The following is a 17,490-nucleotide window of genomic DNA, read 5'->3' on the forward strand; positions in this document are numbered from 1 at the left end:
CGAATGTCGATCCGGCCTGGAATCCTCCCCGTGCCGGGGAGGATATCTAGGGCGCGACGTCGAGGTCGGTGAAATTGTCGTTGCGGCTGATGATCCGGTGGACCGGTTGGCCGACGCATGCCTTGTCCACCGCCGCCTTCGTCGCGGGATCGCGCAGGTCGTCGAGCAGTACGTCCTGCCCCTTCGTCGCGAAGGCGCGCGGGCCGTCGCCATCGTTGCCGTCGATCATGCCGCACACCGTGTCGCCGCCGATCAGGCGGACCGCGGTGAAGCTGGCGGTCCGGCCGCCCGGAATGCCGCGCACGGTGTTCATGCCCGCGCGCGCCGCCTTCACGATCTCCGCATCGCGCGCGCCCTTCCCGCCGTCGTCGCAGGCGGCGAGGGGGAGGAGGGCGGCGAGGAGGAGGATGCGCATGGGGGGAGTGTGGCGCGCGGCGATGCGCGAGACAAGCCGTTCGGCCTCCCGTCGGTGCATCGCCAGGCGCCCTTGTGCTCCCGCGACGGCGGGAGCCCGGACTGGGTCCCCGCCGTCGCGGGGACACAAGCGTCGAGAAGACGGGCGTTACCGCTCGCTCAGGTAATAGCGGTCCGTCGCCGCCAGCGTGTCGTCCAGTTCGTACACGATCGGCTGTCCGGTCGGGATTTCCAGCGACGTGATCTCGTCGTCGGGGATGTTCGACAGATGCTTCACCAGCGCGCGCAGCGAATTGCCGTGGGCGGAGATCAGCACGCGCTGCCCGGCGCGCAGTTCGGGCGCGATGCGGTCGTTCCAATAGGGCAGGACGCGCGCGATCGTATCCTTCAGGCTTTCGGTCGCGGGGATGTCGATCCCGGCGTAGCGGCGGTCGCCGGTCATGTCGTACGCGCCGCCCGGCTCGCCCACGGGCGGGGGGATGTCGAAGCTGCGGCGCCAGACATGGACCTGTTCGTCGCCGTGCTTCGCCGCGGTCTCCGCCTTGTCCAGCCCGGTCAGGCCGCCGTAATGGCGCTCGTTCAGCCGCCAGTGCTTTTCCGTCGGCAGCCACAACCGGCCCATCGCCTCCAGCGCCAGATTCAGCGTCTTGATCGCGCGCGTCTGGAGCGAGGTGAAGGTCAGGTCGAAGTCCAGTCCCTTCGCCGCCATCAGCTCGCCCGCGGCCTTCGCCTCGGCCGCGCCCTTCTCGGTCACGTCGACGTCCCACCAGCCGGTGAAGCGGTTTTCCAGGTTCCAGGACGACTGGCCGTGGCGGATCAGGACGAGGGTGGGCATCGGGCCTCCTTTGAAAGGTCGAGCGACAGGAACTGGTTGTGCGGGCTCGGGCGATAGTCCGCGAAGGCGTCGCAGGCAACGAAACCGGCGCGGCGATACAGCGTCAGCGCGGCGTCATAGGCCGGGGTCGTGCCGGTTTCGAGATACAGGCGGGCGTAGCCGCGCGCGCGTGCCTCCGCCACGATGGTCGACAGCAACGCATGGCCGACGCCCCTGCCGAGATAGGCCGCGTCGCTGCGCATCGATTTCACCTCGCCGGTCGCGGCGTCCAGTTCCTTCAGCGCGCCGAACCCGGCGACGCGATTCCCGTCCCACGCGGACCAGAAGGCGATTGCGGGATCGGCCAGGCCCTTCGTATCGAGCGCGAAGGCGAAGCCGGGGGGCACGTTGCCGCGCTGCTCCGCGACATGCTCGGCCAGCAGGCCCGCGAGCGCCGGGTTGTCGGGATCGTCGCGTCGTACCTCGATCATGCGTCGCTCCTTGCCGCGGCGTGATGCGTGCCGCATGCTAGCCGCAACTGCATCGTCATTGCGAGCGCAGCGAAGCAATCCGGTGCTGCGCGAAAAACGCTGGATTGCTTCGCTGCGCGCGCAATGACGGCGACATGAGGGAGAGGATGCGGATGGCGATCCGGCGACGGACGATCGTGCATGACGGCCCCGGCGGCGCGTTCGAGGGCGTGTTCGCGTGGGACGATGCGGTGGCGGGGGCGCGGCCGGGCGTGCTGGTCGTGCCCAACGTGCTGGGGCAGAAGGAAGCCGACAACGCCAAGGCGGAGGACCTCGCGCGGCTGGGCTATCCCGCCTTCGCCTGCGACGTGTTCGGGCAGGGGAAGCGGGGGCAGCCGGGGCCGGACTTCGCGCGTTACATGAACGAGATGAACGCGGACCGGGCGCTGCTGCGCGACCGGTTGGCCGCCAGCCTGTCGACGATGAAGGCGCAGCGCGAGGTCGATCCGGCGGCGACCGCCGCGATCGGGTTCTGCTTCGGGGGCAAGTGCGTGCTAGACATGGCGCGTGCGGGACTGGACGTGCTGGGCGGGGTCAGCTTCCACGGCGTGTACGACCGGCCCGATTACGCCAGTGTCGCGGCGATCGCGATGAAATTGCTGGTGTGCCACGGCTGGGACGACCCGCTCGCGCCGCCCGACGCGCTGGTCGCGCTGGGGCGGGAGCTGACCGCGGGGAAGGCCGACTGGCAGATCCACGCGTACGGCAATGCGGGCCACGCCTTCACCGACGAAAGCCGCAGGGACGGCGCGATTCCCGGCGTCGCCTACGAACCCCGCGCCGACCGCCGCAGCTGGGCGGCGATGCGCGATTTTTTGACGGAGCTGTTCGCATGAGGACCCGCATCACCGACATGCTCGGCATCGAGAAACCGATCGTCCAGGCCGCGATGGGCTGGATCGCGCGGGCGCAATTGTCCAGCGCGGTCAGCAACGCGGGCGGGATGGGGATCATCGAGACGTCCTCGGGCGAGCTGGACGCGGTGCGCGACGAGATCGTGAAGATGCGCGTGGCTACGACGAAGCCGTTCGGGGTGAACGTCGCGCAGGCGTTCGTGCGCGATCCGTCGATCATCCGGTTCGTGATCGACAACGGGATCAAGTTCGTCACCACCTCCGCCGGCGATCCGATGAAATATACCGCGATGCTGAAGGAGGCGGGGCTGACCGTGTTCCACGTCGTGCCCAACCTGGCGGGCGCGGTGCGTGCGGTGGAGGCGGGGGTCGACGGCCTGATCGTCGAGGGCGGCGAGGGCGGGGGGTTCAAGAACCCGAAGGACGTGTCGACGATGGTGCTCGTCCCTCAGGTCGTCGCCGCGGTCGACGTGCCGGTTGTGGCAGCGGGCGGGATCATGGACGGGCGCAGCATGGCGGCCGCCTTCGCGCTGGGCGCGGAGGGGGTGTTGATGGGCACGCGGTTGCTGGCCAGCACGGAATGCCCGGTCCACGACGAATGGAAGCGGCGGATCGTGGCGGCGGATGCGACCGACACCGTGTTCCTGAACCGCGCCGGCCCCGGCCCCGCGCTGCGCGCGCTGCGGACGGAGCGGACGACGCGGATCGAGAAGGACGGGGCGCCGGACGGCATCTTCGCCGAATTCGCGAACACGCAGGCGGTCTATTTCGGCGGCGCCTTGGAGGCGGGCGTCGCGCTGACGGGGCAGGTCGCGGGGCGCATCGGGGACGTGAAGCCGGTGGCGCATATCCTGGACGAGACGATGGCGGAATATGCGGCGACGGTGGCGGGGTTGCCGCGGTAGGGCGTCCGTCCGAACACCCCGGCATCCGTTCGGGCTGAGCGACGTCGAAGTCTATGCCCGTCCGTGCGCGCATACCCTTCGACTTCGCTCAGGGCGAACGGAGGTGGGGGATCAGCCCGACCGTGCGCGAGTCCGCAGGTCGCCGCGCCACACCCACAGCATCGCGCCTGCCAGCAGCGCCGCGGTCAGGTCGATCCCGAGCGATCCCGCATCCGCGGGGCGCAGCAGGATCAGGTGCCCGATCGCGCTGACCAGCACCGCCGCCGCGGTCGCGACCTTCAGGTGTCGCTCCACGATCCACCCCGGCCGCGTGACCGCGAGCGCCAGGCCGGCGGCGAGCAGGGTCCAGAACGCCGCCACCAGCGGGGCCGTCGCCCCCGCGCCCGCGCGCAGCCACAGCGCCGCGAGGATCGCCAGCGGCGTGCCCCACACGACCCATGTCCAGCACGCCATCAGCCGTCGCCCGCCCAGCCCGCGGCGGCGGCGCTTTTCCAGCCACAGCGTCGTTCCGGTCGCGGTGACGACGCACAAGGCCAGGCCGAGCGCCATGTACAGCAGCTCGACCGGCAGTCCGGCGTAATTGCCGAAATGCAGGTTGTACGCCGATGCCGCCGCCTGCTGCCCCAGCGCTCCGTCCGAAAGGCCGGCGGGGCCGTGCCAGCGCCCCGCAGCGTCGAAGGCGTAGCTTTCGCCGTAGATCAGGCGGCGGGGATGTTCGGCCAGGACCTGGACGTGCTGCCCCGCGGTGCGCGGATCGTGGACGATGACGTAGATCGGGGTCGCGCCGGGGACGCGCGCGGCGAGCGTGGCCAGCGCGGCGGCCACGTCGGGGAGCGGGGCGGCGGCGGCGTCCGGCGCGGGTTCGCGGCCGAAGATCGGCTGATAGGCCCGTTCCAGGTCGCCGCCGGTATAGCCCGTCGCGAGCACGGTGAAACCGACGCTGCCCAGCCCGATGAACGCGCCGGTCAGCGCGACCGCGAGGGCGAAGGGCAGGGTCCACACCCCCAGCCGGTTGTGCCAGTCCGCGCGGGCCAGTTGCGCATCGTGGCGGCTGCGCAGGCGAAAGGCGTCGCGCAGGATGCGCGGATGCGCCAGCACGCCCGTCGTCACCAGCGCGGCGAGCACGACGCCCAGCGCGCCGACGACGATCATGCCCCACGACAGGGGCAGGTGGAGATATTCGTGCAGGCCGACCAGGAATTCGGTCCAGGCATGGTCCTCCTTCGCCACGATCCGGCCCGTAGCGTCGACGTACCAGCCGCCGTGATCGGTGGTGACGACGGTGCGCGGCAGATCGCCGGTCGGCAGGCGGATGTAGAGGTGCGTCGTCGGCGGTTTCCCCGCCGCGGCGTCGCGCGCCAGCGCCGCGGTCATCGCCGCCTGCGCCGCGGCGGGCGCCAGCATCGCGGATTCCGCCACATGGGGCTGTTCCCAGCGTTGCCAGCGGTCGTGGACGACGATGATCGTGCCGCTGAGCGCGATCAGGTACAGCAGCGCGCTGGCCAGCAGACCGATGGCGGCATGTCCGCCCAGTGCGCGCTGGACCAAAGTCGTCGCGGGGGGCGGGACGGGCGCGGTCATGCGACACCCCATAACGCGGTTCCCGCCAGCGCCGCCAGCGCGGGGGCGGCGAGCATCTGCACCGGGCCCGCGCGCGTCATCTGGACGGTCATGATCGCCAGCCACAGGACGGGTTGCAGGAACAGGATCGCGGCGGTGGCGTCCGACGCTCCCATCCCCGCCGCGCGCGCCGCGGCCTGAAGCCCGTAGGCGAGCCATTGCGCGGCGGCGAAGGCGACGGGCACGGCCAGGACGAAGACCGCCAGCCGCCGCGCCACGCCCGACGCGCGGTGCGGCAGCGCGATCGACGGCGCCGCGCGCGCGGCGCGGTACGCGCGGGCGGGCGACGTCCACGCGGCGTACAGGACCAGCGCCAGCGCCGCGCCCATCGCCGCGACGGTCGCCAGCGCCAGACCCCAGGCGCCGTCGCGCCACGTCAGCACGGCGGCGGCGGCGAGCGCGAGCGCCCAGCCCGCGCCGGCGAGGCCGCGCCGCCCGCCCCAGCCGATCCGGATCAGTCCCATCGCGCCCGCGACGGCCAGCAGCGCCAGCGCGGTCATCAGTAGGCGAACCGAAGCGTCGCCACGACGCTGCGCGGCGCGGCGTAGAAGGCCTGGCCGTATTTCAGCGTGCCGAGATAGCGGGCGTTGGTGACGTTGCGCACGTTCAGGTCCGCGCGGACGCGATCGAACAGGCGGACGCCGCCCAGCAGGTCGAGGGTGGCGAACCCGTCCTGCACGATCGGGCGGCCCGCGACGCCGCTGGGCGTGGAGATCGCGCCCTGATAGCGGAATTGCCCGCCGAGGCGCAGGTCGCGCCATTCGGGGACGGTATAGGTGGCGGCGAGTTTCAGCGTGTCGCGCGGGATGAACGTCCGCGCGTCCTGGCCCGCCTCATCCTCGATATCGAGGTGGGTGAACCCGCCCGACAGCAGCCAGCGGTTCGCGACGCGGCCCGCGACCTCCACCTCGAAGCCGGTCGAGGTGGTGTCGCGGCCGATGTAGTAGGAGGTGCCCGCCTGCCCCGGCTGGCCCGCGACGAACTGTCCGGCGAAATCGGCGAGACCGCTCTGTTTCGCGCGGAAGACGGCGGCGGTGCCGTACAGGCGGCCGTCGAACCACTCGCCCTTCACCCCGCCCTCGATGCTGGTGCCCTTCGCAGGGTCCAGCCGGGTGTTGGTGACGTCGACCTCGTTCTGCGGATTGAAGATGTCGGTGTAGCTTGCGTACAGGGTGACGTTCGGGGTCAGGTCGTACAGCGCGCCGAGATAGGGGCTGACCTTCTCGTTCCGACGCGCCTGATCCGCGCCGTACGACAGGCCCGAGGTGCGCAGCCAGATCGCGGTGGCGCCGACGACGCCCTTCAGGCGATCGGTCACGTTCACGTGCATCGCGCCATAGGCGCGCGTCAGGCGGTCGCGCACGTCGGCCTCTCGCCTGGGGGTGCCGAAGGCCGGTTCGAGCGCGCGGAACGAGGCGAGCTGCCGGATATCGCCGTAATCGACGCCGGCATCGGGCGCGGCATAGAATTGTTCGTTGTCCAGCCGCCCGGTCGAGACGCCGAACGCCAGCTGGTGCGACCGGCCGAACAGGTCGACGCCGCCCGAGGCATAGCCGTCGAACAGCAGCGATTCGTTCGTCGAGGGATACAGGCCGACCAGCCCGACGATGCCGCGCCCGGTCGCGGGATCGGGCAGGCCGTTGGGCGAATAGGCGTACAGGATCTTGGCGCGTTCGTCCGAATGCCGGTACGTCGCGACGCCGCGCACCGACCAGTCGCCGCCCGGCCGGTACGCCAGTTCGGCGAAGGCGGTCTGGTCCAGCACGTTCCAATAGGTCCATGGCGCGGAGGTGGAGGCGGAGCGCGGATAGTCGATGCGCGATCCGTCGCTGTACACCAGCGGCAACGCGCCCCACAGGACGCCGTCGGAGCGATTGTCCTGCCGCGAATAGCCGAACGTCGCGGTCAGGTCCGGCGTCGCGTCCCAGGCGACCAGCCCGGCGAAGACGTCGCGGTTCACCCTGTTGTAGTCGAGGTGGCTGGCGCGTTCCTCGTGCGCGGCGATCACGCGGACGCGCAGGCGGCCCGACGCGTCGACCGGGCCGGATACGTCGCCCTCCACCCGCCACATGTCGAACGACCCGCCGAAGACGGCGGCGCCGGCGCGCACGTCGGTCGTCGGACGCTTGCGCAGATAGTTGATCGTGGCGGACGGGTTGCCGACGCCGGTCATGATGGCGTTCGCGCCGCGCACCGCCTCCACCCGTTCGAACAGGACGGTGTCGAGGTCGCCGCTCTGGATCCCGAACGCCATCGGCAGGCCGACGCCGTCGAACTGGAAATTGGTGATGTCGAAGCCGCGCGCGTTGAACTCGGTCCGGTCGGTCTCGGTCCGTTCGACGTTGATGCCGACGGTCTGGGTCAGCAGGTCGTTGACGTTGGTCAGCGCGAAGGCGTCGATCCGCTCGCGATCGACGATCGTCACCGATTGCGGGGTCTCGCGCAGCGACAGCGACAGGCCGGTGGGGGAAGCGCTCTGCCGGTCGCCCGCCTGTTCCGCCTTCGATCCCGTCACGATGATGTCGTTGTCCGGGGCGTCCGGCGCCGCGACGGCGACCGGTTCGGCGCCCATCGCCGCGGTCGCCATGGGGGATGCCGCACCCGCCAGCAGGCCCCAGAACAGGCTGCGCTTCATTCAAACGTCTCCGATCGCGCCGCTATCGCGCGGCGAATCGGTCCCTAATGGGCGAGCTATTGCAAATCAATCGCAAAAGAACGGGCGGTCAGCGCCTGACGTCCAGCCCGCCCGCAAGGAAGGCGTCGATATCCGCCTGTCGGAACAGCGACGCGTCGCCGGGCAGGGAATGCTTCAGCGCGGCGAGCGCCAGCCCGGTCTGCGCCGCCCCCGCCGGGTCCGCGCCGAAGCGCAGCGCGTGGATCACCCCGGCGGCGAAGGCGTCGCCGCCGCCGATCCGGTCGACGATCCCCGCCAGCGCGACCGCGTCGGTCCGTGCATGGCCGTCGCGCGTGTCGATCCGTGCCGACAGGTGGTTGAGGTCGACATGGTCGACGGTTCGCGTGGTCGACGCGATCGTCCGCAGCCGCGGGAAGGCCGCGAAGGCGGCCTCCGCCGCGTGCAACTCGCGATCCGCCCCGCCGCCGTCGACATCGTCGCGACCCAGCAGCAGCGCGATGTCGCGGTAATTGCCGAACAACAGGTCGGCATGCGCGACGATCCGCGTCAGGATGGCGCGCGGATCCGAATCCCACCGCGCCCACAACTTGCCGCGCCAGTTGCCGTCGAACGACACCGCGATCCCGCGCGCGCTGGCCGCCTCCGCCGCCGCGACCGCGCTTCGGGCGGGGACGGGGCCGAGCGCGGGGGTGATGCCCGACAGGTGCAGGCGGTCGACGCCGTCCAGGATCGCATCCCAGTCCCACCCCTCCGCCGGCGCCTCCGCGAAGGACGACCAGGCGCGGTCGTAGATCACCTCGGTCGCGCGCAGCCCCGCGCCGCTGGTGACGAAATACAGTCCCATCCGGTCGCCGCCCGACTGGACGTGGCTCACGTCGACGCCGTGGCCGCGCAGCGTCGCGATCGCACCGCGGCCCAGGTCGTTGTCGGGAACGCGGGTGGCGAGGCCGACGTCGTGGCCGAGGCGCGCCAGCTGCGTCGCCACGTTCGCCTCCGCCCCCGCCACCCACATGTCGAGCCGCGGCGACTGCATCAGCAGCTCGCGGCCCGGCGGGGACAGGCGCAGCATGACTTCGCCGAAGGCCAGGAAACGGCCGTGCGCCGACGCGGCGGGAAGGGGATCGGTCATGCAGGCTCCCCGCGCTCGAACGGCGGCGCGATCCGCGGCGGGGTAATCGCGGGCACCGGACCGGTCAATCGCCCGGTCCCGGATCGGCCGGTCAGTCGGTTCCCTGTCCGATGGCCATGACGTCCGCGGTGGCCGGATCGTGGCAGCCGTATCCGCCGTCGACCGGGATTTCGGTGCCGTTGACGAACGTCGCCCGGTCGGACGCCAGGAACGTCGCCAGATGCGCGATGTCGTCCGGCACGCCGCCGCGGGGCGACATGATGTGACGCATGAACATCGTTCGGTTGGGGGCGGCCATGGCGTCGTACGCGGGGTTTCGATGAAGCCCGGCAGGATGGCGTTGCAGCGGATGCCCTCCTTCCCGTGGCGGGTGGCGACCGCCCGGGTGAGCGCGAGGACGCCCGCCTTGGACGATCGATGGGTGATGAGCATGTGCCCCCCCCAGCTTCGCCGCCAGGGACGAGATGTCGACGATCGCGCTGGCCTTGTCCCACAGGTCGGCGTCGCGGTTGACGAGTTCGTGATCGAACGAATCATCGGCTCCGGACGGAACGGGGCGGCGGGCGCGCCGGGAAGGGGGCGGCGTCAGGCGTCGTCCGTCGGCGCCGTCATCTGCGCGAACAGCGCCTGCATGTCGGGCAGGGTGGGCGAATGGGACGCGAACCCGCCGTCGACGTGAAGCGCCTGACCCGTGGTGTAGCGCGAATCGTCGGAGGCGAGGAACACCGCCGCCGCGGCGCAATCGTCGGGCGTGCCGATGAAGGGCGTCAGCTTGTGCCGCAGCACCAGGTCGAGGATCGGCGGGGGAATGTTCTGCCGGGTGGCGTCGGTCAGGATCAGGCCGACCATCAGCACGTTCGCGCGGATGCCCTGCTTCCCGTACTGGGCGGCGATATTGTACGTCAGGTTGTGGAGCGCCGCCTTCGACGCGCTGTACGCGGTCTGCCCGATGTCGCCCTGCAACGCCTTGCTCGATCCGGTGGCGATGATGTTGCCGCCGCCCTGTTTCAGCATGTGGGGAATCGCGTGCTTCGCGCACAGCATCGGCCCGCGCACGTTCACCGCCATGGTGACGTCCCAGATGTCCGTCGCCATCGACGCGACGTCGCGGTCCATCAATATCTCGTCCCCGGTGACGGCGGCGTTGTTGTGCAGCACGTCGATCCGGCCATGCGCGCCGATCGCGACATCGATCAGCCGTTCGACCGCGGCTTCATCCGCCAGGTCCCCGAAACACGCCTGCGCCTCCCCGCCGGCGGCACGGATCGCGGCCGCCACCCGTTCGGACGAGCGGCTCTTGCTCGTCACGACGACCCGCGCGCCTTCGCGTGCGTAGGCGACGGCGCACGCCTCCCCGATACCGGATCCGGCACCGGTGACGACGATCGCCTTTCCCTCCAGACGTTTCAACGCATGTTCCTTTCGTGCGGGGCGGACGGCCCGGTCAATCGGCGGGGGCGACGAGGCGGGAATTGTCGAAGCCGCCCGCCTGGGCGCTGTCGAGATATTCGTAGATGCGGCCGATCCGGTCGCCGTGCAGGCGGACGATCATGCACGCTCGCAACCCGCGGATGGCGAAGCCGTTCGCGCCGTCGGCATGGATGACGTGGCGCTGCGCCCAGCCGTCGGCGGTGGGGACCACGACGACGTCCTCGTAGCGCACGTCCACGCCGGGGAAATAGGCGTCGAAGAACCGCAGCGCCTCCGCGCGGCGAAGCGAGGTGCAGGCCGCGTTCCTGCTGCACCGGTCGAAGTTGCTGGCCTTCTTCGCCGCGCGCAACCGGGACGGTGCGGCGGAGGACCTGCTGCACGAACTGTGGCTGGCCCTGCCGCGCGAGGGCGTCCACATCGATGCCCCGTTATCGTACATGTACAGCATGGCCAATTCGCTGGTCATCAAGCAATATCATCGCGAGAACCAGAACATGGCGCGTGATCGATCCTGGAGCGAGGCGACCGGGCCGGCGATCCCCGACCGGTCCGACCAGCCGTCGGCCGACCGCGTCCTGGCGGCGCGCGAGACGGTCCGGACCGTGCTGTCCGCGCTGGCGGGGGAGGGCGAGCGGGTGTTCCGGATCTTCCACCGCCACCGGGTCGACGGATTGACCCAGGCGCAGGTGGCGGCGGAGATGGGCGTGAGCATCGGCACGGTCGAGGGCGACCTGCGGCGTGCGCGCCGGGTGCTGTCCGGATTGAGGGATAACGCCGACGAGTCGCTCCCTTGAGCATGGACGATGCACCGACCATCGACGAGATCGCGCTCGGCTGGGCGATCCGCACCGCGCAGCCCGGGTTCCAGGAGTGGGACGCGTTCATGGCGTGGCTCGGCGGCGATGCCGCGCGCAACCTGGCCTATGACCGCGCGATCGCGATGGTCGTGGACGCGGGCGCGACGCCGCCCGGCGCGACCGGCGTGGTCGTGCCGCTGCCCGCCCGTGTGCCCGCCCGTGCCGTGCGCGCGGCGCCCGTCCCCCGCCGGCGGTGGATCGGCGTGGCGGCGGGCGCGGCACTGGCCGCGGGGATCGCGGGCGTGCTGGTGATCGGCCAGGCGGACGGTCCGTCGTCGCTGCGCATCGTCGAGGCCGCGCCGGGACGTTCGCGGACGATCGCGCTGGCCGACGGCAGCCGCATCGCCCTGGCCGGCGGAAGCCGCGTGCGGCTCGACGCCGCGCGGCCGCGCTGGGCGCGGGTGGACCGGGGGCATGTCGTCTTCGACGTCAGGCACGATGCGACCGCACCGTACCGGGTGGAGGCGGGCGGCTATCGGATCGTGGATGCCGGGACGACGTTCGAGGTCGCGCACGATCGCGCCGCGACGCGCGTCGCGGTCGCGGAGGGGCGGGTGATCGTCGATCCCGCGACGGTCCGGCTGTCGCTGGCGGCGGGACAGGCGGCGGACCTGGTCGCGGGCCGCGCGCCGCGGGTCGAGCAGGTCCGGCCCGCCGCGGTCGGACAATGGCGCAACGACCGGATGCGCTACGACGACGCGCCGCTTCCCGATGTCGCCGCCGACCTGTCGATCGCGCTGGGACAGCCGATCGTGGTCGACGCGAGCGTCCGGGAGCGCCGGTTCAGCGGCACGATCACGCCCGCCACTTTGCGCGGCCGCCCGGGCGACGTGGCCGCCCTGTTCGGCATCCGCGTCGCCGAAAGTCCGCGCGGCTGGGCGTTCCTTCCCCGGTGATCCCGCGGGCCGCCGCGTGGCTCCTGCCATGTCCGCTGGCGGCGCTGGCGAGCCCCGCGGCGGGGCAGGTCCTGGCGATCGACCTGCCCGCGGGGCCGCTGGACGGGGCGATCGACCGGCTGGCCCAGCAGGCACGGGTGAGCATCGCCATCGACGACCGCACCCTGCCCAAGCGCGCCGTGCCGCGGGTCCATGGCCGCATGACCGCGGCGGCGGCGCTGCACCTGCTGGCGCGCCATGTCGGGGCGGAGGCGCGGCGCGTCGGCTCGGCCACCTGGCGCCTCGGTCCGCGCCCCGCGCCGTCCGGGCGCCCGCCCGTCGTGCGCGATCCGCCGCCGGGGCGGAGCGCGGGTCCCGCGGGCGACATGATCGTATGGGCGAGCAAGCGCGCCGCGCCCGTCGCATCGTTTCCCGGCAGCGTGGAGGTGATCGCGGCCCCGCCGATCGGGATCGAGGCGGGCACGTCGGCGCTGGTGGCGCGGTCCACCATCATCTCGTCCACCTATCGCGGATCGGGGCGCGAGAAGCTGTTCGTCCGGGGGCTTGCCGATTCCAGCTTCTCGGGGCGGCTGCAATCGATGACCGGGTTGTACCTGGGCGACGTCCGGCTGACGTACAGCGCGTCGGATCCGGGCCTGCAATTGTACGACATCGCCACCGTCGAGGTGATGCAGGGGCCGCAGGGGACGCTGTACGGATCGGGATCGATGGCGGGGATCATCCGCCTGAACCAGCGGATGCCCGACCGCGGCGTCATATCGGCGACGGTCGGCGGCGGGCTGTCGGCGGTGACGCACGGCGCGACCGGCGCGGATGCCGACGCGGTCGTGAACCTGCCGCTGACGGACAGGTTGGCGGTGCGCGCGGTCGGATATGCGCGCAGCGAGGGCGGCTTCATCGACAAGCCGGCGACGGGGCGGCGCGACGCCAACCGCGCGACGATCGACGGCGGTCGCGTCACGACGCGCTGGTGGCCGGGCGACGACTGGACGGTGGATGCGATCGCGGTGGCGCAGGCCATCCGCACCCGCGACAGCCAGTACGCCACGATCGACGCCCCCCCCCTGACCGACGACGGCCCGATCGCGGAGCCGTCGCGCAGCGGATATGCCGCCGGGCATTTGGTCGTGAACGGTCGTCTCGGCGAGGTGGGCCTGGTGTCGGCGACGGGCGTGGCGCGCCAGCGGTTCGACGAACGGTTCTGGCCCGCTGTCGAAGGCGCGACGGCCGACCTGACGCGTCGCCACCGGTTGTTGAGCCACGAGACGCGCGTGACGCGATCGACCGACGGCGGATCGGGCTGGGTCGCCGGACTGGCCTTCACCCGCGCACGCAGCGCATCGCGCTATCATTACACGGAGGCGCCGCGGACCGAGGCCGACCCGTTCGACTTCTTCGGCCTGATACGGCCGACCAGCGCCACGCTGGGCATTGCGGAGACGCTGACGGAAGCGGCGGTGTTCGGCGAAGGGACGGTGCGGGTCGCGTCGTTCCTGACGCTGGGTGCCGGCGCACGGGCGGTGTGGGGGGGCACGCGGACCTCGAGCGAGATATCCTATGCACCCCGGCTGGCGATCACGGGACGGCGGCGGCGCGAACGCTGGGTACTGCCGACCGCGTCGCTGCTGCTACAGCCCGCGCGCGGCGTGACGGCCTATGCCCGGTACCAGCAGGGACGCCGGGGTCGCGCCGTTGCCCCGGTGACGAGCCTGCCGGAGAACCGGGGATCGGAACGGCTCGACGTCGTGGACACGGGGTTGCGCTGGCAATCGCGTAGCGGGTGGCATGCCGCCGTCTCGGCGCAGCGCACCCGCTGGCGCCAGTTGCAGCTGGACGTGTTCGAGGGGTTCCTGGACTTCGCGCAGGGGGAGGGCGGCGACTGGCGCATCATTTCCCTCAACGCCGCGATCGACGGCCCGCTGGGTGCGGGCGTTTCGATGGATGCGGCGGTGACGGTCAACGACATACGGGCGGACGCACGCCCCGCGGGCGCACCGGCCCTGGGCCTGCCCGACGTCGCCAACGTCATCGGCCGCGTCGGGGCGAGATGGAAGCGGCGGATCGGGCGCGACATGCAGATCGATATCGACGGCTGGGCCCGGTACGAAGGGCGATCGCCGGCGGCGTTCGGGACCATCGTGGCGGGACGGCAGGGCGATTACGTGCGGACCGCGGCGACGATCGCGATCGACCGAGCGGCGGCGCGATGGTCGCTGTCGGTCGACAATCTGCTCGACAGCCGGGCGACGCGCTACGCCATCGGCACCCTGTTCCGCGCCGGCGCGATCGCCACGCCGCTTCAGCCCAGAACGTTCCGGATCGGCTACCAACACCGTTTCTGAAGAAAGGTTGCATTTTCGTTAAGGGCCCCGCGGCCTGACTCGCTCCTGTCAATGAAGGGAGTGGGGCCGGACGCGCCGACCGTGCCGCGGCACGTGGCGACGCCGTCACCCTCCGCCTTCGGACATGGGGCGTCGCATCGGACGGCGCCCGGGGGAAGGAATGTGCAGGATGACACGGTGCGTCCGGACAGGGCCGGTGATGCGAAGCGGGGCGCGTGTCGTCCCGTCCGCATCGTCCGCCCGCACCGGGCGGCCTGTCCGTCGGCCCGCCGCGTTGGGCCCGATATCGTGACCTGAACCGGAGCGTCCGTTCCCGCCCGTCCGGGTCGGGAAGCGGCAGGGTCATGCCACCATGTGTTGATCGAGGGAATGAACGATGGCGACGAACTACAAGCTGCCTCCGCTCGGGCGGGCGCATGACAAGAACACCGGCAAGACGGTGCACAACGTCAACGACCTGTACAACCCGCAGGGCGGGTTCGATCCCGAGCTGATGCGCCAGTGGCACCTGAAGCAGCTGGGCGACGTCGGCACGATCTGGAACGACTTCACCGGCAAGGGCGTCAGCGTCGGCGTGTACGACGACGGCGTCCAGAAGGTGCATTGGGAACTCGACGGCAATTACGATTCGTCCAAGCACGTCGTCATCGATGGCGTCACGTTCGACGGCGGCATCCCGGCCGGGCCGCACGGTACCGCGGTTTCGGGCCTGATCGCCGGGGAGCGCAACGGGCGCGGCGGCGTCGGTGTCGCCTACGACGCGTCGATCACCGGCGTGGCGATCTTCGACCCGAGCCTGCCGATCTTCGCCAACGGCAGCAACAGCCCGGCGTTCCTGCAATCCATGATGCAGGCCAACCAGTTCGATGTGGTCAACCACAGCTGGGGCGGGGCCGGAAGCTACGGCACGGGGGGGTCGCGATCCAATCCGGACAGCTTCAACGGCGCCCTGTCGGCGACGTTCGCCTACACCGCCGACACCGGGCGCGACGGCCTGGGCACGATCAACGTCATGGCGGCGGGCAACGATGCGACGCCGGGCCAGGCGCACAGCGGGGTGACCGATCGCCATGTCGTCGCGGTCGCCGCGTACCGGCAGCTCGACGGCGCGGCATCCTATTACAGCAACAGCGGCGGACACCTGCTGGTATCGGCACCGTCGAACGACTTCGGCCCGCTCGGCGGCACGGGCATGGTGACGGCCGACCTGCTGGGAACCGCGGGCTATAACTGGTCGGTCGATGCGGGTGCGCCGAGCGACTATACCGACAATTTCGGCGGGACCTCGGCCGCCACGCCGGTCGTCAGCGGCGTCGTGTCGCTGATGCTCGACGCGAACGAGAACCTCGGCTGGCGCGACGTGCAGAACATCCTCGCCGCCTCCGCCAAGATGCCGATCGCCTTCGAGGCCGGGCAGGTGCAGATCGGCGTCGTCGCGCCCGCGCTTACGGGAAGTTTCGACCGGATCGACGTGCCGTTGAACGAAAGCCGGTTCAAGCTGTCGGGTGCCGACGCCAACTGGAACGGCGGCCGGATGCATTACAGCAACGATTACGGGTACGGCGCGGTCGACGCCTACAACGCCGCCCGCATGGCGGAAGTGTGGGGCCTGTTCGCGGCCGCCAAGACGTCCGCGAACGAGGTTCACGAGGTCGCGACCGCCGCGATCGGCCTGACCGCGACCGGCCCCGTCGTCGCCGATCTGTTGAAGACGGAGTTCGAGGCGGACATGATCGGCGACATCGTCCGCAAGAGCTTCACGGTGGACAGCGATGTCGCGCTGGAGCGGCTCGACCTGACCGTGGCGTTCCAGAACCTGTTGAAGACCAGCGAGAACGGGGTGTTCCTCGGCACCAGTTTCTCGGACCTCTTCCGGTCGCAGTTCAAGCTGATCGCGCCCGACGGTTCGCAGGCGTTCGCGCCGGTCAGCGGCGTCCTCCAGGATGCCGTGGGGGGCGCGGACCAGGAATTCACCTTCGGCTTCTCGGGGCTTCGCGGCGTCGAGAGCAAGGGCACCTGGACGCTGGAATTCAGCACCCGCGGCGTCGACGTCGACTTCGGCGCCTTCCTGATAAGCTACATCAACGAACTGACGATCAACGACCTGAAGCTGGACCTGTACGGGTCGGAGGTTTCGAACGACGACGTGCATACGTACACGAACGAGTTCTTCACGATGGCCGCGATCGCGGGCGAGCGGGGTCGCCAGACGCTGGTCGATACCGACGACGGGACCGACTGGATCAACGCGGCGGCGGTATCGGCGGACGTGAAGCTGTCGCTGGTCGCGGGCCAGTCGACGACGTTCGACGGCGAGCGCGCGTTCATGATCGGGCGCAGCAGCGCGATCGAGAATGCGGTGACGGGTGACGGCGACGACACGCTGATCGGCAACCGTTCGGACAACTTCCTGGTGGCGATGCGCGGCAACGACGTGCTGAACGGCGGCGCGGGCAACGACTGGCTGATCGGCGGGACGGGCAACGACCGGTTCCTGTTCGACAACCGCGGGACCAGCGGCAAGGACCTGGTGCTGGACTTCACGCGCGGCGACATGATCGGCACGCAGACGGCGCTGCGCGGGGCGAGTGCGGACGGGAAGGTGACGGTGGCCAGCAACACGCTGCTGCTGCTCGACGGCACGCGGACCGGGGACACGGCGCAGCTCAGCCAGCAGGGCGGCGCGGTGATCCAGTCGATGGGCCAGAAGGACGGGTATTTCTGGTACGCGTTCGTGTCGGGCACCGACATCGACAGCGGCGACGTGATCCGGGAGGAAAGCTTCCAGCCGACGCTGACCGCGAGCGGGATGGTGGATGCCATCGCGGCGATGAGCGCGGCGGACTCCTCCTCCTCGATCGGCACCGTCGACGGCGGCGCCACGCTGACCGGGCCGATGGGCGAACAGGGCACCTTCTACCTGTACGACGCCATGGCCGGGCAGATGAGCGGCGGCGTCCTGCTGCACGGCTGATCCCCCGACTACCCCGGGCGGGCCTCACCCTGCCCGCCCGGGGCCTTTTTCCTTCCCTTCCATGCCCGGCGTTCGTGCCGGAGCCGGAG

General features: G+C 70.9%; 16 protein-coding genes and 1 pseudogene. 6 read left to right on the forward strand and 11 right to left on the reverse strand.

What is annotated here, in order from left to right; translation table 11 throughout:
- Positions 1-46: 46 nt before the first annotated feature.
- The 3 genes from ASG29_RS03365 to ASG29_RS03375 all read right to left on the reverse strand — a co-directional run bounded on the left by ASG29_RS03365 (position 47) and on the right by ASG29_RS03375 (position 1,719).
- The gene (locus ASG29_RS03365; protein ID WP_055980044.1) at positions 47-415 is read right to left on the reverse strand and encodes a hypothetical protein; all 369 of its coding nucleotides are present in this window, start codon (positions 413-415) and stop codon (positions 47-49) included.
- A gap of 147 nt (positions 416-562) precedes the next feature.
- Positions 563-1,249, reverse strand: a complete 687-nt coding sequence (gene gpmA / locus ASG29_RS03370; protein WP_055980047.1) for a 2,3-diphosphoglycerate-dependent phosphoglycerate mutase — start codon at positions 1,247-1,249, stop codon at positions 563-565.
- Positions 1,231-1,719: a GNAT family N-acetyltransferase gene (locus tag ASG29_RS03375; RefSeq protein ID WP_321163177.1), complete on the reverse strand. Its 489-nt coding sequence runs from the start codon at positions 1,717-1,719 to the stop codon at positions 1,231-1,233. Before ASG29_RS03375 ends, gpmA begins: the two co-directional genes overlap by 19 nt.
- 152 nt (positions 1,720-1,871) lie before the next feature.
- Between ASG29_RS03375 and ASG29_RS03380 the strand changes: the two genes are divergently transcribed.
- Both ASG29_RS03380 and ASG29_RS03385 read left to right on the forward strand, forming a co-directional pair.
- Positions 1,872-2,594, forward strand: a complete 723-nt coding sequence (locus ASG29_RS03380) for a dienelactone hydrolase family protein (protein WP_055980049.1) — start codon at positions 1,872-1,874, stop codon at positions 2,592-2,594.
- Complete coding sequence (locus ASG29_RS03385; RefSeq protein ID WP_055980052.1) at positions 2,591-3,517, forward strand: NAD(P)H-dependent flavin oxidoreductase; 927 nt, start codon at positions 2,591-2,593, stop codon at positions 3,515-3,517. Before ASG29_RS03380 ends, ASG29_RS03385 begins: the two co-directional genes overlap by 4 nt.
- A gap of 111 nt (positions 3,518-3,628) precedes the next feature.
- Here the strand turns inward: ASG29_RS03385 and ASG29_RS03390 are convergent, their stop codons facing one another.
- From ASG29_RS03390 to ASG29_RS03420, 8 genes and pseudogenes are all read right to left on the reverse strand, one after another.
- Complete coding sequence (locus ASG29_RS03390) at positions 3,629-5,098, reverse strand: PepSY-associated TM helix domain-containing protein (protein WP_235532745.1); 1,470 nt, start codon at positions 5,096-5,098, stop codon at positions 3,629-3,631.
- The gene (locus ASG29_RS03395; protein WP_055980058.1) at positions 5,095-5,637 is read right to left on the reverse strand and encodes a hypothetical protein; all 543 of its coding nucleotides are present in this window, start codon (positions 5,635-5,637) and stop codon (positions 5,095-5,097) included. The genes ASG29_RS03390 and ASG29_RS03395 overlap by 4 nt, the downstream gene beginning before the upstream one ends.
- A complete protein-coding gene (locus ASG29_RS03400) occupies positions 5,637-7,772 on the reverse strand; it encodes a TonB-dependent siderophore receptor (protein ID WP_055980061.1) in 2,136 nt (711 codons plus the stop codon). Before ASG29_RS03400 ends, ASG29_RS03395 begins: the two co-directional genes overlap by 1 nt.
- A gap of 88 nt (positions 7,773-7,860) precedes the next feature.
- Positions 7,861-8,901: a sugar kinase gene (locus tag ASG29_RS03405; protein WP_055980064.1), complete on the reverse strand. Its 1,041-nt coding sequence runs from the start codon at positions 8,899-8,901 to the stop codon at positions 7,861-7,863.
- Between the two features lie 91 nt (positions 8,902-8,992).
- Positions 8,993-9,172 carry an SDR family oxidoreductase gene (locus tag ASG29_RS17145; protein WP_235532746.1) on the reverse strand — a complete coding sequence of 60 codons (180 nt, stop codon included), beginning with the start codon at positions 9,170-9,172 and terminating at the stop codon, positions 8,993-8,995.
- 38 nt (positions 9,173-9,210) lie between these two features.
- Positions 9,211-9,438: pseudogene (locus ASG29_RS17765) on the reverse strand (SDR family oxidoreductase); the annotation flags it as partial.
- A 48-nt stretch (positions 9,439-9,486) separates the two neighbouring features.
- Entirely contained in the window at positions 9,487-10,311 is an 825-nt protein-coding gene (locus ASG29_RS03415; RefSeq protein ID WP_082515576.1) for an SDR family NAD(P)-dependent oxidoreductase, read from the reverse strand.
- Positions 10,312-10,345: 34 nt separating this feature from the next.
- On the reverse strand, positions 10,346-10,570 hold the full coding sequence (locus ASG29_RS03420) for a hypothetical protein (RefSeq protein ID WP_082515577.1): 225 nt from the start codon (positions 10,568-10,570) through the stop codon (positions 10,346-10,348).
- Positions 10,571-10,622: 52 nt separating this feature from the next.
- Between ASG29_RS03420 and ASG29_RS03425 the strand changes: the two genes are divergently transcribed.
- From ASG29_RS03425 to ASG29_RS03440, 4 genes are all read left to right on the forward strand, one after another.
- The gene (locus ASG29_RS03425; RefSeq protein ID WP_082515578.1) at positions 10,623-11,126 is read left to right on the forward strand and encodes an RNA polymerase sigma factor; all 504 of its coding nucleotides are present in this window, start codon (positions 10,623-10,625) and stop codon (positions 11,124-11,126) included.
- 2 nt (positions 11,127-11,128) lie between these two features.
- The gene (locus ASG29_RS03430) at positions 11,129-12,085 is read left to right on the forward strand and encodes a FecR family protein (RefSeq protein ID WP_055980077.1); all 957 of its coding nucleotides are present in this window, start codon (positions 11,129-11,131) and stop codon (positions 12,083-12,085) included.
- Positions 12,082-14,427: a TonB-dependent receptor plug domain-containing protein gene (locus ASG29_RS03435; RefSeq protein ID WP_055980080.1), complete on the forward strand. Its 2,346-nt coding sequence runs from the start codon at positions 12,082-12,084 to the stop codon at positions 14,425-14,427. The genes ASG29_RS03430 and ASG29_RS03435 overlap by 4 nt, the downstream gene beginning before the upstream one ends.
- A gap of 376 nt (positions 14,428-14,803) precedes the next feature.
- Entirely contained in the window at positions 14,804-17,401 is a 2,598-nt protein-coding gene (locus ASG29_RS03440) for a S8 family serine peptidase (protein ID WP_055980082.1), read from the forward strand.
- Positions 17,402-17,490: the final 89 nt, after the last annotated feature.

This window comes from Sphingomonas sp. Leaf412, from assembly GCF_001425405.1.
In the GTDB taxonomy this organism is placed as follows: Bacteria; Pseudomonadota; Alphaproteobacteria; order Sphingomonadales; family Sphingomonadaceae; genus Sphingomonas.

Bases quoted from the DNA above. Each gene is read 5' to 3' on its own strand.
- ASG29_RS03440 (WP_055980082.1), top strand. From the start codon at position 14,804: ATGGCGACGAACTACAAGCTGCCTCCGCTCGGGCGGGCGCATGACAAG.
- ASG29_RS03400 (WP_055980061.1), bottom strand. From the start codon at position 7,772: ATGAAGCGCAGCCTGTTCTGGGGCCTGCTGGCGGGTGCGGCATCCCCC.
- ASG29_RS03380 (WP_055980049.1), top strand. From the start codon at position 1,872: ATGGCGATCCGGCGACGGACGATCGTGCATGACGGCCCCGGCGGCGCG.
- ASG29_RS17145 (WP_235532746.1), bottom strand. From the start codon at position 9,172: ATGCGTCACATCATGTCGCCCCGCGGCGGCGTGCCGGACGACATCGCG.
- ASG29_RS03385 (WP_055980052.1), top strand. From the start codon at position 2,591: ATGAGGACCCGCATCACCGACATGCTCGGCATCGAGAAACCGATCGTC.
- ASG29_RS03395 (WP_055980058.1), bottom strand. From the start codon at position 5,637: ATGACCGCGCTGGCGCTGCTGGCCGTCGCGGGCGCGATGGGACTGATC.
- gpmA (WP_055980047.1), bottom strand. From the start codon at position 1,249: ATGCCCACCCTCGTCCTGATCCGCCACGGCCAGTCGTCCTGGAACCTG.
- ASG29_RS03405 (WP_055980064.1), bottom strand. From the start codon at position 8,901: ATGACCGATCCCCTTCCCGCCGCGTCGGCGCACGGCCGTTTCCTGGCC.
- ASG29_RS03365 (WP_055980044.1), bottom strand. From the start codon at position 415: ATGCGCATCCTCCTCCTCGCCGCCCTCCTCCCCCTCGCCGCCTGCGAC.
- ASG29_RS03430 (WP_055980077.1), top strand. From the start codon at position 11,129: ATGGACGATGCACCGACCATCGACGAGATCGCGCTCGGCTGGGCGATC.
- ASG29_RS03375 (WP_321163177.1), bottom strand. From the start codon at position 1,719: ATGATCGAGGTACGACGCGACGATCCCGACAACCCGGCGCTCGCGGGC.
- ASG29_RS03390 (WP_235532745.1), bottom strand. From the start codon at position 5,098: ATGACCGCGCCCGTCCCGCCCCCCGCGACGACTTTGGTCCAGCGCGCA.